Source organism: Ruegeria sp. SAZD011, assembly GCF_059612545.1.
In genome coordinates this window covers 51604-68733 of record NZ_JBXWQU010000009.1, presented here as the reverse complement: position 1 = coordinate 68733, position 17130 = coordinate 51604, and the positions used below count along the sequence as shown (strand labels likewise).

At 64.8% G+C, this 17130-nt stretch carries 14 protein-coding genes; 13 read left to right on the top strand and 1 reads right to left on the bottom strand.

Features of this window, described 5'->3' with window-relative positions:
* Positions 1-157: 157 nt before the first annotated feature.
* The 11 genes from AC2FLM_RS01560 to AC2FLM_RS01510 all read left to right on the top strand — a co-directional run bounded on the left by AC2FLM_RS01560 (position 158) and on the right by AC2FLM_RS01510 (position 13652).
* Entirely contained in the window at positions 158-1570 is a 1413-nt protein-coding gene (locus AC2FLM_RS01560; protein ID WP_234218460.1) for an MFS transporter, read from the top strand.
* Between the two features lie 66 nt (positions 1571-1636).
* Positions 1637-3034, top strand: coding sequence for a NarK family nitrate/nitrite MFS transporter (locus tag AC2FLM_RS01555; RefSeq protein WP_234145491.1), 1398 nt, complete (start codon positions 1637-1639; stop codon positions 3032-3034).
* Positions 3035-3095: 61 nt separating this feature from the next.
* Positions 3096-6824, top strand: a complete 3729-nt coding sequence (locus AC2FLM_RS01550; RefSeq protein WP_496855031.1) for a nitrate reductase subunit alpha — start codon at positions 3096-3098, stop codon at positions 6822-6824.
* Positions 6821-8344 (top strand): nitrate reductase subunit beta, encoded by a 1524-nt coding sequence (narH, locus tag AC2FLM_RS01545; RefSeq protein ID WP_496855029.1) that lies wholly within the window; start codon positions 6821-6823, stop codon positions 8342-8344. The genes AC2FLM_RS01550 and narH overlap by 4 nt, the downstream gene beginning before the upstream one ends.
* Positions 8344-9048: a nitrate reductase molybdenum cofactor assembly chaperone gene (gene narJ / locus AC2FLM_RS01540; RefSeq protein ID WP_496855027.1), complete on the top strand. Its 705-nt coding sequence runs from the start codon at positions 8344-8346 to the stop codon at positions 9046-9048. Before narH ends, narJ begins: the two co-directional genes overlap by 1 nt.
* A 14-nt stretch (positions 9049-9062) precedes the next feature.
* Positions 9063-9845 (top strand): respiratory nitrate reductase subunit gamma, encoded by a 783-nt coding sequence (gene narI / locus AC2FLM_RS01535; RefSeq protein WP_234145495.1) that lies wholly within the window; start codon positions 9063-9065, stop codon positions 9843-9845.
* Between the two features lie 4 nt (positions 9846-9849).
* Positions 9850-10647, top strand: a complete 798-nt coding sequence (locus AC2FLM_RS01530; RefSeq protein WP_496855025.1) for a peptidylprolyl isomerase — start codon at positions 9850-9852, stop codon at positions 10645-10647.
* A 19-nt stretch (positions 10648-10666) separates the two neighbouring features.
* Positions 10667-11239, top strand: coding sequence for a hemerythrin domain-containing protein (locus AC2FLM_RS01525; protein WP_496855023.1), 573 nt, complete (start codon positions 10667-10669; stop codon positions 11237-11239).
* Positions 11229-11846, top strand: a complete 618-nt coding sequence (locus AC2FLM_RS01520) for a carbonic anhydrase (RefSeq protein ID WP_234145498.1) — start codon at positions 11229-11231, stop codon at positions 11844-11846. Before AC2FLM_RS01525 ends, AC2FLM_RS01520 begins: the two co-directional genes overlap by 11 nt.
* Positions 11843-13120, top strand: coding sequence for a molybdopterin molybdotransferase MoeA (locus tag AC2FLM_RS01515; protein WP_496855021.1), 1278 nt, complete (start codon positions 11843-11845; stop codon positions 13118-13120). The genes AC2FLM_RS01520 and AC2FLM_RS01515 overlap by 4 nt, the downstream gene beginning before the upstream one ends.
* Before the next feature lie 10 nt (positions 13121-13130).
* Positions 13131-13652, top strand: coding sequence for a DUF2478 domain-containing protein (locus AC2FLM_RS01510; protein WP_496855019.1), 522 nt, complete (start codon positions 13131-13133; stop codon positions 13650-13652).
* Positions 13653-13677: 25 nt separating this feature from the next.
* Here AC2FLM_RS01510 and AC2FLM_RS01505 read toward each other — a convergent pair whose 3' ends face one another.
* Entirely contained in the window at positions 13678-14961 is a 1284-nt protein-coding gene (locus tag AC2FLM_RS01505; protein WP_496855017.1) for an RNA polymerase factor sigma-54, read from the bottom strand.
* Between the two features lie 128 nt (positions 14962-15089).
* Between AC2FLM_RS01505 and AC2FLM_RS01500 the strand changes: the two genes are divergently transcribed.
* Positions 15090-16133, top strand: coding sequence for an ATP-NAD kinase family protein (locus AC2FLM_RS01500; RefSeq protein WP_496855015.1), 1044 nt, complete (start codon positions 15090-15092; stop codon positions 16131-16133).
* Between the two features lie 11 nt (positions 16134-16144).
* On the top strand, positions 16145-17125 hold the full coding sequence (locus AC2FLM_RS01495; RefSeq protein WP_496855013.1) for a thiamine pyrophosphate-dependent dehydrogenase E1 component subunit alpha: 981 nt from the start codon (positions 16145-16147) through the stop codon (positions 17123-17125).
* Positions 17126-17130 lie beyond the last annotated feature (5 nt).

Sequence of the window (17130 nt, the reverse complement as noted above, 5' to 3'; positions counted from 1 at the left end):
ATGTCGCAACATGACAAATTTCTTCAAGCCATTTATTTTGCTGCATTTTCTGGGGAACTTGATCTGAGTCAAGCAATCTGACCACAAAGAAGCGCCCTGTGCCCCCAGCCAAAGCAGTCCGCCATGCGCAGACTGTCAGAGACTGGAGGGACAGCCGATGGAGCTACAGAACAAGGCCACAGCGCTGTGGTCGAATTTCTTCAACGTGAAGATGGTGCAGATCAGAACGTTCCACATGACGTGGTTCGCGTTCTTCTCCTGCTTCTTCGCATGGTTCGGCATCGCGCCGCTGATGAGCGTGGTGCGCGACGAGCTGCAACTGACCAAGGACCAGATCGGTTGGGCGATCATCGGTTCGGTCGCGATCACGGTGTTTGCCCGGTTCTTCATCGGCTGGCTCTGTGACCGCATCGGGCCGCGCAAGGCCTATACCTGGCTGCTGCTGCTTGGCGCCTTTCCCGTGATGGGGATCGGGCTCAGCTGGAACTTTGAATCCTTCCTGCTGTTCCGGGTCATGATCGGCGGTATCGGGGCGGCCTTTGTCATCACGCAATACCATACCACGGTGATGTTCGCCCCGAACGTGGTGGGGCAGGCCAATGCAACCTCGGCGGGCTGGGGCAACCTGGGTGGCGGTGTCACGCAGTTTGTCATGCCGCTGCTGTTCTCGGTCTTCGTCGTGGGCTTCGGCTTTTCCGAGGCGATGGGCTGGCGGCTGGCCATGGTCGTGGTGGGTGTCATCATCTTCCTTGTGGGGATCGCCTATTACTTTCTGACCCAGGACGCGCCCGACGGCAATTTCGACGACCTGCGCGCGCAGGGCCGGATGGAAGAGAAAAAGAACGTCACCGGCAACTACATGCAGGCGCTGAAGGACCCGCGCGTCTGGGTGCTGTTCGTCATCTACGGGGCCTGTTTCGGGATCGAGTTGACGGTAAACAACGTCGCCGCGCTCTATTTCTTCGACTATTTCGACCTGAGCCTTGTGACCGCCGGTTTCGTTGCCGCCTCGTTCGGCTTGATGAACATCTTCGCCCGCACGCTGGGCGGCCTGTTCGGCGACAACTTCGGATCGCTCTGGGGCCTCAAGGGCCGGGCCTTCTGGCTGTTCGTCTGCATCCTGTTCGAAGGCATCGCGCTGATGATCTTCAGCCAGATGCAGGTCCTGTTCCTGGCCCTTCCGGCGCTGATCGTCTTCTCGCTGTTCACGCAGATGGCCGAGGGCGCGACCTATTCCGTGGTCCCCTTCGTCAACAAGAAGGCGCTGGGCGCGGTGGCCGGTGTGGTGGGCGCGGGCGGCAATGCCGGTGCGGTTCTGGCGGGCTTCCTGTTCAAGAACATGGTGGACTGGTCCGAAGCCTTCCTGATCCTCGGCATCGTGGTGAGCTGCGCCTCGTTCCTGGCCTTCTTCGTCCGCTTCTCGACCCGGCAGGAAGATGAAGAGCGCGCCAACTTCGCCGCCGCCAATATCGAGACCCTGCGCCGCCGCGCCGAAAAGGCCAATGCGGAGCTTGAAGAGGGTCTTGCCGCGATCGCACGCAAGAACGGCGGCGTCCAGCCGGCCCAATGAAACAGTGCCGCCCGCACAGGGGTGCGGGCGGCCAATCACAGACACGCCATAGCGGAGGAACCACCCATGGCAACCACAACAGCACAGGCAGCCCAGCAGGGCCACACCCTGATCGACTGGCGCCCCGAAGACCCGCAGTTCTGGAAGGACCGCGGCCATGCGGTCGCAACGCGCAACCTCTGGATTTCCATTCCCAACCTGCTCCTGGCCTTTTCGGTCTGGATGGTCTGGTCGGTCGTCGTGGCCAAACTGCCCGCCATCGGGTTCGACTATTCCACCGGCCAGTTGTTCTGGCTGGCGGCGCTGCCGGGCCTGTCCGGCGCAACGCTGCGGATCTTCTACAGCTTCATGATCCCGATCTTCGGCGGGCGGAAATGGACCGCCATTTCAACCGCCTCGCTGCTGTTGCCGGCGCTGGGCATCGGCTTTGCGGTGCAGAACCCCGAAACGCCTTACGTGATGTTCCTGGTGCTGGCCCTGATGTGCGGTTTTGGTGGCGGCAACTTTGCCTCGTCGATGGCCAATATCGCCTATTTCTATCCGAAAAAGACCAAGGGCAACGCGCTGGCGCTGAACGCGGGTCTGGGCAATCTGGGCGTGTCGGTCATGCAGTTCGTGGTGCCGATGGTGATCACTGCGGGCGTGTTCGGCGCAATCGGCGGTGAGCCGGTCACGCTGGGCGATGGCAGCCAGCTCTGGATCCAGAACGCGGGTTTCATCTGGGTTCCCTTCATCGCCCTCAGCGCCATTGCCGCCTGGTTCGGCATGAATGACATCGCCGATGCCAAGGCCTCGTTCTCGGAACAGTCGATCATCTTCTCGCGCAAGCACAACTGGATCATGTGCATCCTCTACACCGGCACCTTTGGCAGCTTCATCGGCTATGCCGCCGGTTTCCCGCTGTTGATGAAGACCCAGTTCCCCGATGTGAACGTGCTGCAATACGCCTTTCTCGGCCCGCTTGTCGGCGCGCTCAGCCGGGCCGCGACCGGTTGGGTCTCGGACAAGTTCGGCGGTGGCCGCGTGACCTTCTGGACCTTCCTCGGCATGATCGTGGCGGTCTGGGGCGTGCTTCAGTTCCTGCCGTCCGAGGCCAACCCGGCCGGCAATTTCTGGGGCTTCTTCGCCTGCTTCATGGCGCTGTTCTTCCTGACCGGTGTCGGCAACGCCTCGACCTTCCAGATGATCCCCTCGATCATGCGCCAGGAAGTGCCGCGCCTGATGCCGCAGCTGGACGAGGCCGCGACCCTGAAACAGGCCGAGCGCGAAAGTGCCGCGATCATCGCCTTCACCTCGGCGATTGCGGCCTATGGCGCCTTCTTCATCCCCAAGTTCTACGGCACCTCGATCAGCATGACCGGAGCCCCCAACGGCGCGCTCTGGGGGTTCCTGATCTTCTACGTGATCTGCGTCGCGATCACCTGGATCTTCTACAGCCGCAAGAACGCACCGGTTCCGTGCTGAGCCAGTAACGCCACCGGGCGCGCGCCACCGCGCGTCCGGCCAGTCTCAGGAGATAACACAGATGAGCCACCTGCTCGACAGATTGAACTTCCTCCAGTCCAATGAACTGGAACAGTTCTCGAACGGCCACGGCCAGGTCACGCGCGAAAACCGCGATTGGGAGGACACTTACAGAAACCGCTGGCGGCATGACAAGATCGTGCGTTCGACCCATGGGGTGAACTGCACCGGATCGTGTTCGTGGAAGATCTACGTCAAGTCGGGGATCGTGACCTGGGAAACCCAGCAGACCGACTACCCCCGCACCCGCCCCGACCTGCCCAACCATGAACCGCGCGGCTGTGCGCGGGGCGCCTCCTACAGCTGGTATCTTTACAGCGCCAACCGGGTAAAGAACCCGCTGGTGCGCGGTCGGCTGTTGAAGGTCTGGCGCAAGATGCGCGAGACGATGACCCCGGTCGAGGCCTGGACCCGGTTGCAGAACGACCCGGTGCTGCGCGCCTCGTATGTCGAGACGCGCGGAAAGGGCGGCTTTGTGCGCGCCAGCTGGGACGAGGCGACCGAGATCACCGCGGCGGCGAATGCCTATACCGCCAAGACCTATGGTCCGGACCGCATCTTCGGTTTCTCGCCCATTCCGGCCATGTCGATGATCTCTTACGCCGCCGGCTCGCGCTATCTGTCGCTGATGGGCGGTGTCTGCATGTCCTTCTACGACTGGTATTGCGACCTGCCGCCGGCCTCGCCCATGACCTGGGGCGAACAGACCGACGTGCCGGAATCGGCCGACTGGTACAATGCGGGTTACCTGCTGCTCTGGGGCTCGAACGTGCCGCAGACCCGGACGCCGGACGCGCATTTCTATACCGAGGCGCGCTATCGCGGCACCAAGTCGGCGGTCATCTGTCCCGACTATTCCGAGGCCGCCAAGTTCGGTGATGTCTGGCTGAACGTGAAACAGGGCACCGATGCGGCGCTGGCAATGGCCTTTGGCCATGTCATCCTGCGCGAATTCCATCTCGACCGTCAGGCCGAGTATTTCGAGGAATATTGCCGCAAGTATTCCGACTTCCCGATGCTGGTGAAGATCGAGGAGAAGGACGGCAGGATGATCCCGGGCCGGTTCCTGCGCGCCGACGATCTGGACGGCAAGCTGGGTGAGCAAAACAATCCCGAGTGGAAGACCGTCGCCCTTGACGAGACCTCGGGCGCGCTGGTCGCGCCGAACGGCTCGATCGGCTACCGCTGGGGCGAGGACGGCGAATGGAACCTCGAGGAGAAGGCGGCCGGCGCCGATACAAGGCTGCGGATGTCGCTGATCCTCGACAAGGATCATGACGACGTGGTCGGCGTGGATTTCCCCTATTTCGGGGCCGACGCGACCGAGGCCTTCACCACCGGCGACAAGCGCCCGAACGTGTTGACCAGGAACATCCCCGTCAAGCGCATCAAGACCGCCGAGGGCGACGTGGCCGTGGCCACCGTCTTTGACCTCTTCTGCGCCAATTACGGGCTGGATCGCGGTCTTGGCGGCGACTGGGTGACCAGCGACTTCAACGAGGACGTGCCCGGCACCCCGAAATGGGCCGAGAAGATCACCGGCGTGAAGGCCGACAAGATCATCCACGTCGCCCGCGAATTCGCGCAGACAGCCGAAAAGACGGGTGGCAAGTCGATGATCATCATCGGTGCCGCGATGAACCACTGGTACCACATGGACATGAACTATCGCGGCGTCATCAACATGCTGGTGATGTGCGGCTGCGTGGGCCAGTCCGGTGGCGGCTGGGCGCACTATGTCGGCCAGGAGAAGCTGCGTCCGCAAACCGGCTGGCAGCCGTTGGCCTTTGCGCTCGACTGGGGCCGCCCGCCGCGCCACATGAACTCGACCAGCGCCTGGTATGCCCATACCGATCAATGGCGCTACGAGACGCTGACGGCGGGCGAAATCCTGTCGCCCACCGCCCCCGAGGGCGATTGGGACATCAGCCTGATCGACTATAACATCCGGGCCGAACGCATGGGCTGGCTGCCCTCGGCGCCGCAGCTGAAAACCAACCCGCTCGAGGTGGCCAAGGCCGCCAAGAAGGCAGGCAAGGAGATCCCGGCCTATGTGGCCGAGCAGCTCAAATCCGGTGCGCTGGAAATGTCCTGCGAGGACCCGGACGCGCCCGAGAACTGGCCGCGCAACCTGTTTGTCTGGCGCTCGAACCTGCTGGGCTCCTCGGGCAAGGGGCACGAGTATTTCCTCAAGCACCTTCTTGGCACCGATCACGGTGTTCTTGGCAAGGATCTGGGCGAGGAGGGCCGGCAACTGCCGAAAGAGGCCAAATGGCACAAGGACGGTCCGCGCGGCAAGCTTGATCTGCTGGTCACCATCGACTTTCGCATGAGCACGACGGCGGTCTATTCCGACATCGTGCTGCCGACAGCCAGTTGGTACGAGAAGAACGACCTCAACACCTCGGACATGCACCCGTTCATCCACCCGCTGCAAGCGGCGGTGGACCCGGCCTATGAAAGCAAGTCGGATTGGGAGATCTTCAAGGCCATTGCCTACAAGGTGCAGGAGGTCGCGCCCGAGATCCTGGGGCAGGAGACCGATATCGTCGCCCTGCCGATCCTGCATGACACGCCCGGCGAACTTGCCCAGGACCAGGTCAAGGACTGGAAAAAGGGCGAATGCGATCTGATCCCCGGCAAGACCGCGCCGAACTATATCGCGGTCGAGCGGGATTATACCGCGATCGGCGACCGGTTCACCGCGCTTGGGCCGCTGATGGACAAGCTCGGCAATGGCGGCAAGGGCATCGCGTGGCAGACCGATCACGAGGTCCAGCACCTGCGCGACCTGAACGGCGTGTGGGAGGAGGGTCCGGCCAAGGGCTGCGCCAGGATCGTCACCGACATCGACGCGACCGAGGTCGTGCTGATGCTGGCGCCGGAAACCAATGGCGAGGTCGCGGTCAAGGCCTGGGGCGCGCTGTCAAAGGCCACCGGACGCGATCACACCCATCTGGCGCTGCCCAAGGAGGACGAGAAGATCCGGTTCCGCGACATCGCCGCGCAACCACGCAAGATCATCTCGTCGCCGACATGGTCGGGGCTGGAAAGCGAAAAGGTCTGCTATAACGCGGGCTATACCAACGTGCACGAACTGATCCCGTGGCGGACCCTGACCGGGCGCCAGCAGCTCTATCAGGATCACCTGTGGATGCGCGCCTTTGGCGAAGGGTTCCTGTCCTACCGGCCTCCGGTCGATCTGAAGACGATCACCCGCGAGGTGCAGGATGCGGGCGACAGCCTGGTGCTCAACTTCATCACGCCGCACCAGAAATGGGGCATCCACTCGACCTATTCCGACAACCTGCTGATGCTGACGCTGAACAGGGGCGGGCCGGTGATCTGGATTTCCGAGAACGACGCCAAGAAGGCCGGGATCGTCGATAACGACTGGGTCGAGCTGTATAACACCAACGGGGCGCTGACGGCCCGCGCGGTGGTGAGCCAGCGCATGAAGGACGGAACGACCTTCATGTATCACGCCCAGGAAAAGATCGTGAACACCCCCGGTTCCGAGAAAACCGGCAAACGGGGCGGCATCCACAACTCGGTCACCCGCGCGGTGCCCAAGCCCACTCACATGATCGGCGGCTATGCCCAGCAATCCTACGGCTTCAACTATTACGGCACCGTAGGGGCGAACCGGGACGAGTTTGTCGTCGTCAGAAAGATGAAAAAGGTCGACTGGCTCGACCGGGAAGCCACCCAGAAGGAGGCAGCGGAATGAGAATTCGTGCGCAAATCGGCATGGTGCTGAACCTCGACAAATGTATCGGGTGCCACACCTGTTCGGTCACCTGCAAGAACGTCTGGACCAGCCGCGACGGTGTCGAATACGCCTGGTTCAACAATGTCGAGACCAAGCCTGGCACCGGTTATCCCACCGACTGGGAAAACCAGGCGCGCTGGAACGGCGGCTGGGAGCGGACCAAATCCGGCAAGCTGCAACCCAAGCAGGGCGGCAAATGGCGGATCCTGGCGAATATCTTCGCCAACCCGGACCTGCCCGAGATCGACGACTACTATGAGCCGTTCGATTTCGACTATGACCACCTGAAATCCGCCCCCGAGATGGAGGCGTTCCCGACGGCGCGCCCCCGTTCCAAGATCACCGGCGAGCGGATCGAAAAGATCGAGAAGGGCCCGAACTGGGAAGAGATCCTGGGCGGCGAATTCTCGAAGCGGAGCCAGGACTACAACTTCGAGGGCATCCAGAAGCAGATCTACGGCGAATACGAGAACACCTTCATGATGTATCTCCCGCGGCTCTGCGAACACTGCCTGAACCCGGCCTGTGCCGCGTCGTGCCCCTCGGGCGCGATCTACAAGCGCGAAGAGGACGGTATCGTCCTGATCGACCAAGAGAAATGCCGCGGCTGGCGGATGTGCGTCTCGGGCTGCCCCTACAAGAAGGTCTACTACAACTGGTCGACCGGCAAATCCGAGAAATGCACCCTGTGCTATCCCCGGATCGAAAGCGGCAACCCGACCGTCTGTTCGGAAACCTGCGTGGGCCGCATCCGCTATATCGGCGTGATGCTCTACGATGCGGACAAGATCGAAGAGGCGGCGAATGCGCCGGACAAGCAGGACCTCTATGATGCGCAGCTGGGCGTGTTCCTCGACCCCAACGACCCGGTGGTGATCGAAACCGCCCGGGCCGACGGTATCCCCGAGGACTGGATCAAGGCGGCACAGGAAAGCCCGATCTGGAAAATGGCGATGGAGTGGAAAGTGGCCTTTCCGCTGCATCCCGAATACCGGACGCTGCCGATGGTGTGGTACATCCCGCCGCTCAGCCCGATCCAGAACGCGGCCGAAGCCGGGGCCATCGGCATGGATGGCGCGATGCCGGATGTGAAGAACCTGCGCATCCCGCTGCGCTACCTCGCCAACATGCTGACCGCCGGCGACGAGGCCCCGGTGGCCCAGGCGCTGGAACGGATGCTGGCCATGCGCGCCTATATGCGGGCCAAGACCATCGACGGCGTGCGCGACGAGGCCATCGTCGCGCGGGTGGGCCTGTCGGGCCGGGTGATCGAGGACATGTACAAGATCATGGCGCTTGCCGATTACGAGGACCGTTTCGTCATCCCGACGACGCATCGCGAACAGGTCGAAGAGGCCTATGACCTGCGCGGCGGCTGCGGCTTTACTGATGGCAACGGATGCTCGACCGGCGTCTCCAAGGGCTCGCTGTTCGGCGGGTCGAAGAAACCCCTGAAAATGCCCACGGAGGTGATGTGATGGACCGCACGTTGAAGGCGCTGTCGCTGATACTCAGCTATCCGACGCGCGAATTGCAGGCGGCGATGCCCGAGATCGGGGGCGTTCTTGCCGCCGACAGCCGCCTGACCGCCGCCGCCCGCCGCGACCTGCGCCCGCTGGTCGAGGCACTGGGCGGGCGCGACATCTACGATCTCGAAGAGCAGTATGTCATGCTCTTCGACCGGTCGCGTACCCTGTCGCTGAACCTGTTCGAACATGTCCATGGCGAAAGCCGGGACCGGGGCGGCGCCATGGTGTCGCTGCTGGAAGCCTACCGGGCGGGGGGTTTTGACCCCGTTACCTCGGAACTGCCGGATCACCTGCCGGTGCTGCTGGAATTCCTGTCGATGCGTCCCTTTGCAGAAGTACAGGAAACCTTGGCGGACGCGGCGCACATATTCGAGGCCTTGTCTGCCCGGCTTGTCCGGCGGGAAAGCCCCTATGCGCCCGCGTTCGCCGCTCTTTTGCAGCTTTCGGGCGTGGAAGCCGACCGCGAGGCGGTGGCCGAGCTTCTCGACCAGCCGGAAGTGGACCCCAACGACCTGGAGGCGCTGGACGAGGTCTGGGAGGAAAGCGAAGTGCGCTTTGGCCCCGACCCGAACGCCGGCTGCCCGATCTCGCGCGACATTCTTGCGCGGATGGACCAACCGATCACACCCGCGCCCGACGTGGCGGCGGAATAAGGGAGGCATGACAGATGCACAACTTCCTCTTCGGGATTTTTCCCTACATCGCCCTGGGCGTCGGGATCATGGGCACCATCGCCCGTTACGAGCGCGATCCCTTCACCTGGAAATCCTCGTCCTCGCAGCTCTTGCGCCGCAAGCAGCTGGTAATCGGCTCGGTCCTGTTTCACGTTGGCGTGCTGGTGATCTTCTTCGGTCACCTGGTCGGCCTGCTGACCCCGATCTGGGTGTTCGACCTGATGGGCATAAGTCACGGGGCCAAACAGACGCTGGCCGTGGTCGCCGGTGGCATCGCGGGCGTGATGGCGCTGGCCGGTGGCGGGATGCTGTTCCACCGCCGCTGGACCGACCCGCGCATCCGCCAGACGTCGAGCAACTGGGACATCGCGATCCTGGCCATGCTGCTGGCGCAGCTGGTGCTGGGGCTTGGCACCATCTTTGTCTCGCTCGGGCATCTGGACGGTCACGAGATGGTCAAGTTCATGTCCTGGGCGCAGGGGATATTCACCTTTGACAGCGGCGCGGCGGGCTATATCGCGGGCGTGGCGCTGGTGTTCAAGCTGCACCTGTTCCTGGGGCTGCTGATCATCATGGTGTTCCCCTTCACCCGCCTCGTGCATATCGTTTCGGGCTTTGCCGCACCGTTCCGCTATCTGCTGAAACGTCCGGGCTATCAGATCGTCCGGTCGCGTCGCGATGCGCCGCTGCCGGAACGCAACGGACCGGCAGCCCCCGCGCGCCGGGTCGTCGCCCCCGGAGCCGCCGGTGCCTCGGTGCGCCGTCCGGCGGAGTAGGCAGATGGGTCACGCATTGTTCCCCGATCTGGTCGTCAACGGCGAGACCGTGCCACACGCAGCCGTCGCCGCCGAGACCCAGAACCACGACGCCCCTAAGGGCAAGCCCGGCATCGCCTGGCGCAAGGCGGCGAACGCGGTCGCGATGCGCACCCTGCTGTTGCAGGAGGCGCGGCGCCATGGCCTGCGGGCCGAGCCTGACGAAGTGGGGCCGGGGCGTTTCGAAACCGACGAGGAGGCCCTGATCCGGGGCCTTCTCGACACCGCTGTCCAAGTGGCGCCGCCTTCCGAGGACGATCTGCGCGCCGAATGGGCGCGTGATCCGTCGCGCTTTCGCGCCCCGCCGCTGTGGGAGGTGTCGCATATCCTGTGTGCCTGCGACCCGCGGGACAAGGCGGCGCGCGAGCAGGCGCAGGCACGGGCGGTCGCGTTGACCGAACGCGTGTCGGGCAACCCGCGCGGCTTTGCCAAACTGGCCGCTGAGCACAGCGAATGCGGCTCCAGAAGCTCGGGCGGCGCGCTGGGACAATTGGGTCCGGGTGACACGGTGCCGGAGTTCGAGGCGGTGCTGCGCAAACTGGCCGAAGGCGAGATCACCAGTGCCCCGGTGCTGACCCGCCACGGCTGGCACATCGTCCGGATGGACGCAGTGGCCGAGGGGGCCGTGCTGCCCTTCGAGGCGGTGCGCCAGAAGATTTCGGACGCCATGGAGAAGGCGTCCTGGGCCTGCGAGGCCCGCGCTTTCGTCAACCGACTGGTCGCGTCCGCCGAGATCTCCGGGGCGGACCTCCGATCGGTCTAGCCGCCGGGAGGGCGGGCCCATGAAGACCCCTACGCGCGAGTTGAAGAGAGGCGACTGTCTCGCTCCGATCAATCCGGCGCTTCTCGAAGACCCGCTGGATTTCATCCACGAGGAGCACTTGCGCGAAAGGGAGATCTGCGCGCAGCTCGACGCACTCGCCGGGGCCGAGGCCCCGGATAGGGGCACGGCAGAGACCATTCTGGAGTTTCTGCGCGACGAGCTGCCGCTACATCTTGCGGACGAGGAAGAGGACCTGTTTCCACTGCTGCGCCGCCGCTGTCTGCCCGAGGATGAGATCGAAACCGCGATCCGGCGCCTCACCTCGGACCACCGCCACGCCGATGACGACACCCCCCGCGTGATCGCGGACCTCGAGGGGCTGAGTGCGGGCGCATGTGCCTTACCCGAGGAGATGCGCGACAGGTTTGCCAGCTATGCCGCCCATGCCCGCCGGCACCTGATCCTGGAAAACGCGATCATCCTGCCCTTTGCCCGGCTGCGCCTCACCGCCCGCGATATCGAGACTCTCAGGTTGCGGATGATGCAGCGACGCGGCCTCGACCGTTTGAAGGACAAAACCGATGCTGACTGACCTCATCGACCGCAACAGCCTGTGGGCACAGGCGCGAGATGCCGAGGATCCCGGCTATTTCGCCCGGCTGGCCGCGCAGCAGGCCCCGGAATTCTTCTGGATCGGCTGTTCGGACAGCCGCGTTCCCGCCAATGTGGTCGCGGGGCTCGATCCCGGAGAGGTGTTCGTGCACCGCAATGTCGCGAATGTGGTCCATTCCAGCGACATGAACCTGCTGTCGGCGCTGGAATTCGCGGTCGAGGCCCTGAAGGTGCGCGAGATCATCGTGTGCGGTCACTATGGCTGTGGCGGCGTCAAGGCCGCGACCGAGGACATGGCGCAGGGGCTGGCCGAACACTGGCTGGAACCGATCCGGCGGCTGGCCCGGGCCTATGCGGTCGATCTGGCGCGCTGCGACGATATCGACGCGCGCCGGGACAAGCTGGCCGAATTGAACGTCATCGAAGGTGTCCGGCGGGTTTCCGAAACACCGATCATGCAAAGAGCCTGGGGGCGCAGGGAGAGTATCCGCGTGCACGGGCTGATCTATGGGCTCAAGGACGGGCGGTTGCGCAATCTCGATTGCTCGATCGGACCGGGCCATTTCGAAAGGCAGGTCGCAGAATGACCGTTTTGGGAAAGATCGAAACACCGGGCTGCGGTTGTGACGCGCCCGGGCATCTGGCGTCTCTGATCAGCATTGACGCGGCGCTGGAACGGATTGCTGAACACGCGGCCCCGGTCGCGGATACGGAAACGGTGCCGCTGATGCGGGCCGCTGGCCGGGTGCTGGCGGAACCGGTCGTCGCCTCCGTGCAGACCCCGCCTTTCGACAATTCGGCGATGGACGGCTACGCGGTACAGACGCGGGCCTTTACGGGGCAGGGACCCTGGAGCTTTCCGGTGATCGCCCGGATCCCGGCGGGGGCTGCCCCGGCCCTGGTCCGGGGGGCGGGGGCCGCGCGGATCTTTACCGGGGCGCCGGTCCCGGATGGGGCCGATGCGGTGATCCGTCAGGAAGACGCGTTTCTGAGCGGCGACACCGTCACCTTTCAGAGGCGCCCCGACGCCGGTCTCAACATCCGCCGCGCCGGTGACGACATGGTGCCGGGCCAGATCGTCGTCCCGGCCGGAACCAGGCTGGGCCCGCGCGAGATCGCGGCCTGCGCCGCTGCCGGGGCCGGTCAGGTCACGCTGCGCCGCGCCCTGCGCGTGGCGCTGCTGGTAACCGGCGACGAGGTCAGAGACGCCGGCGCGGCGCGCGACGCAGCGGCGATCTGGGACGTGAATACACCGATGCTCGGCGCGGCATTGGGCCGCGCGGGCGTCGCGCTTGTCCATCTCGAGCGGGCGCCCGACCAGCGCGCGGCGCTGGCGCATCGTCTAGCGGCGATGGCGGCCGAGGTCGATCTGATCGTGACCACCGGGGGTATCTCGGTCGGCGAAGAGGACCACGTGAAACCCGCGCTCGACGCGCTGGGCGCCGAACTGCATTTCAGCGGGGTGGCGATCAAACCTGGCAAGCCGGTCTCTTTCGGCAGCCTTGGCCCTTGTAAGTGGCTGGGCCTGCCGGGCAATCCGCTGTCGGCGCTGGTGACATGGCAGATGTTTGGCGCCGCGCTGATCCGTCGCCTGACCGGGGAGAGTGCCGCGCACGACACGCGGCGCCATGTGGTCACCGCCGACCCTATCCGCCGCAAACCGGGCCGGTGCGAGCTGCGGCCTGCCACCCTGGCCGGGTTCGATGCCGGGGGGCGCGAGGTCGCCGGGTTCCAGAGCGCCACCCATTCGGGGCGCGTCGGTGGCCTGCCGGCCTGCGATGGCCTGATCTTCCTGCCCGCCGACTGTGACCGGCTGCCCGCCGGGGCGCTGGTCGAATTCCTTCCCTTTAGTGATATCTGAGGTTCCAGACATGAAACTCGCCTATACGATGGCGCCGGGACGCGGCGATACCGACCTGATCCTCGACCGGCTGGCCAGTGATCTGATCGGCCGGGGGCTGCGGCTGGCCGGCACCGTGCAGATCAACACCGACCGGCCCGACGCGGGGCCCTGCGACATGGATGTGAAGGTCCTGCCGGATGGCCCGGTGCTGCGGATCAGCCAGAACCTGGGCCCGTCGGCACGCGGCTGCCGCCTCGATCCCGAGGCACTCGAGACGGCCGTGGGGTGGGTGACGGCCCGGTTGACCCCCGCGACCGACCTTGTGATCGTCAACAAGTTCGGCAAGCACGAGGCCGAGGGGCGCGGCTTTCGCGCGGTGATCGCCGAGGCGCTGGCGCTGGACATCCCGGTTCTTGTCGGGCTGAACGATCTGAACCGGCCCGCCTTCGAGGATTTCGCCGGGGGTCTTGCCACCCGGTTGCCACCCGAGCGCGGCGCTTTGGCACAATGGGCCGGGCAGGGGACGCATGGGTTGGCCGAATGTGCCTGAACCCGGGACGCGCGGCCAGTCCTGCTTAGGGCGGGCCGAGCCGCCTGCGTTCATAAGCGCCGGGGATATCAAGCATTTTCCGGTATTTGGTAACGGTCCGCCGCGAAACCACCAGTCGCGCCCGGCTCAACTGCCGGGCCAGTTCCTCGTCTGACAGCGGCGCGCGGTGGTCCTCGGACCGGATCAGAAGCTGAAGCCGTTGCAGAACCTGTTCGCGGGTACGGTCGGGGGCGTCCTCACTGACCGGGCGCGCGAGGAAATGCGCCGCGGGAAACACGCCCAGATCGGTCCGGATACCGCAATTGGCCAATGCCCGGCTGATCGTGCTCTTGTTGACGCCAACCTCTTCGGCAAGCTGGGCCATGGTCAGCGGTAGCCTGTCGCGCGTCCGTCCGGTCCGGATGAACTTGGGCTGGCGCGCGGCGATGCTTTGCCCGGCTGCAAGCAGGGTATTGGCCCGTTTCTGCATCGCCTGCACCATGTTGGCCGCGCCGCGATAGCAGTCGCGGTAATAGCTTTGCGCGCCTGCATCGGTCTCTACCGCCATGGTCGCTGAAAACAGGGCGTCATCGGTCAGAAGCTGCGGCAAGGCCGCCTCGTTCAGCCTCGCCGTGCACTGGCCGTCGCTATCGCAGGTAAAAATCAGCTCGGCCTCGCCCGGCGAGGGCAGGGTATCGGGTTGCCGGGCCAGCGGCGCCGGATTCAGGGCGCGAATGTCGTCAAGCATGTCGATGGCGTCCTCGCGATCGACCTCGCAGGCGCTGCAGATGGCGTCGATATCCTGGCGCGCGATCAGGTCCAGCCGGTCGAGCAGCCGCTCGATCAGCGGGTCGAACCGGTTTCGGGCCAGCAGTTGCAGCCGAAAGCTGTCGGCAAGCGACCAGGCAAAGACACCGGCGGGCTCGACCGCCGCCTGAAGGACCGGCACCAGCGCGTCCAGTTCGGCCAGGCTGCACCGCAGGTATCCGGCGGTCTCGGCGGGGCTGTCGGGCAGGAACCCGCGATCGTCGAGGCTGTGCACCAGTTCCTGCGCCAAAAGGGTCTGCCGGGGCGACAGGCGAACAAGCGACACCTGCCGCAGCAGATCGTCGGTTGCGCTGTCACGCTGGGCGATATCGGGGCGCATCGTGCCGGCGCCACCCGCCGACAGGGCCGGCAGAGAGGCCCGCAGAAAACCGTTGCGGCTCTGCTCGCGCCGGATGGTGTCCAGAACCTCTTCGGCATCCATTGCCAGCAGGGCCAGCGAACCGCGCATCGCCTGGGTCAAGGCGAGTTTCTGGGTCTGTGTCTGGTGTTGCAGTTGCCGCATCGCGTGCGCCATTCCGTTCCGGATGCAAGGGATCGGGGCAGCTTGGCCCGGTCGCTTCGCTTAGTCAAAGCCTGTTTGCCCGGTTTGGCACGATCGTTGCTTGTCAGTAGCGAAAGGAGACCGCCCCCATGACCAAAGTCGGCATCATCGCCAACCCCGTTTCGGCCCGCGACATCCGGCGGATCGTCAGCCATGCGGGCAACCTGCCGATCAACGACCGGGCCAATATCGTGCTCCGCATGTTGACCGGGCTTATGGCCACCGGCGTCGAAGAGGTCGTGATCATGCCCGAGAACGGCGGTATCCGCACCCAGTTGATGCGGACCATAGACCGTGAAGCGCGGCTGGGGCATCTGAGGTTTCCGCGTGTCAGCTATCTGGATATGCCGGTGACCTGCACCTCTGACGACAGCGCCGAGGCGGCGCGGCAGATGCATGATCAGGGGGTCGGTGCGATTGTCGTGCTGGGGGGCGACGGCACCAACCGTGTCGTCGTCTCGCGCTGTGGCAACACGCCCATCGCGGGCGTGTCCACTGGCACCAACAACGCCTTCCCCGAGCTGCGCGAACCGACGATCACCGGCCTGGCGGTGGGGCTGGCGGTCACCGGGCAGGTGCCTTGCGAATACGCCTATTCCTATAACAAGCGGCTGGAGGTGCGCGTCAACGACCAGCGCGAGATCGCACTGGTCGATGTGGCCGTGGTGTCCGAACGCTTCATCGGGGCGCGGGCAATCTGGAAAACAGCGAATTTCCGCGACCTTTTCGTCACCTTCGGTCGGCCCGACGGGATAGGCATGTCGTCGATCATCGGGCTGTTGGCGCCGCTCGACCGGCAGACACCCGAGGGCAGGCGCGTGCGCCTGATGCCGCTGGAGACGGCCAAGACCCGGCTGACAGCGCCCATCGCGCCGGGCCTGATCGAAGAGGTCGGCATCGGTGGCGTCGAACGCATTCTGCCCGATACCGTCTATCTGCCCGGTGTTTCGGCGGGGTCCTTCGCGCTCGATGGTGAACGCGAACTGACCTTCAGCGAGACCTGCGATGTCAGCATCCGTCTCCAGACCGACGCCTTTCGCACTGTCAACGTGCCCGATTGCATGGCCTACGCGGCCCGGCACGGGCTTCTCACCCGCGCAGCGTCCGAGACGCTGCGTACTGCTCAGCCATAAGGGAGGATCTCATGAGCAACCCGTTCCCACTGGAAAAAGACGGGCTTCTTGAAGCCTATCGCCGGATGAAGACGATCCGCGAATTCGAAGAGCGCCTGCATGTCGATTTCGGCCGGGGCGACATTCCGGGCTTTGTCCACCTTTACGCGGGCGAAGAGGCCGCAGGCGTCGGTATCATGATGCATCTGCAGGATCATGACCGCATCGCCTCGACCCACCGGGGCCATGGCCACTGCATCGCCAAGGGCGTGGACGTCAAGGGCATGATGGCCGAAATCTACGGCAAGGCGACCGGATCCTGCGCGGGCAAGGGCGGGTCGATGCATATCGCCGACCTGTCCAAGGGCATGATGGGGGCCAACGGCATCCTCGGCGCCGGTGCGCCGCTGGTCTGTGGTGCCGCGCTGGCAGCGCAGAAGCTCGGCCATGACGGTGTGGGTATCACCTTCTTCGGCGACGGCGCCTCGAACCAGGGCACGGTGCTGGAATCGATGAACCTCGCCGCGATCTGGAACCTGCCTGCGATCTTCGTGGTGGAAAACAACGGATACGCGGAATCGACCAGCGTCGACTACGCGGTTGCCTCCGACAGCTATGTCGACCGCGCGACCGGTTTCGGCATGCCGGGCATCACCGTCGACGGCACCGACTTCTTTGCCGTCTACGAAGCCGCGGGCGAGGTGGTCAAGCGCGCCCGTGAAGGCGGCGGGCCGACCCTGCTGGAATGCAAGATGATCCGTTTCTTCGGCCATTTCGAGGGCGACGCCCAGACCTATCGCGCGCCGGGCGAGAACGAGGACAACCGCAAGAACCGCGACTGCCTCAAGATCTTCCGCGCCAAGGTGACCGAGGCCGGTGTTCTGACCGATGCCGAGATGGACGCCATCGACGCCGAGGTCATGACCCTGATCGAGGACGCCGTGGCCGAGGCCAAGGCCGCCCCGCTGCCCACCCCCGCAGACCTGACCACCGATGTGTACGTGTCCTACTGACACGC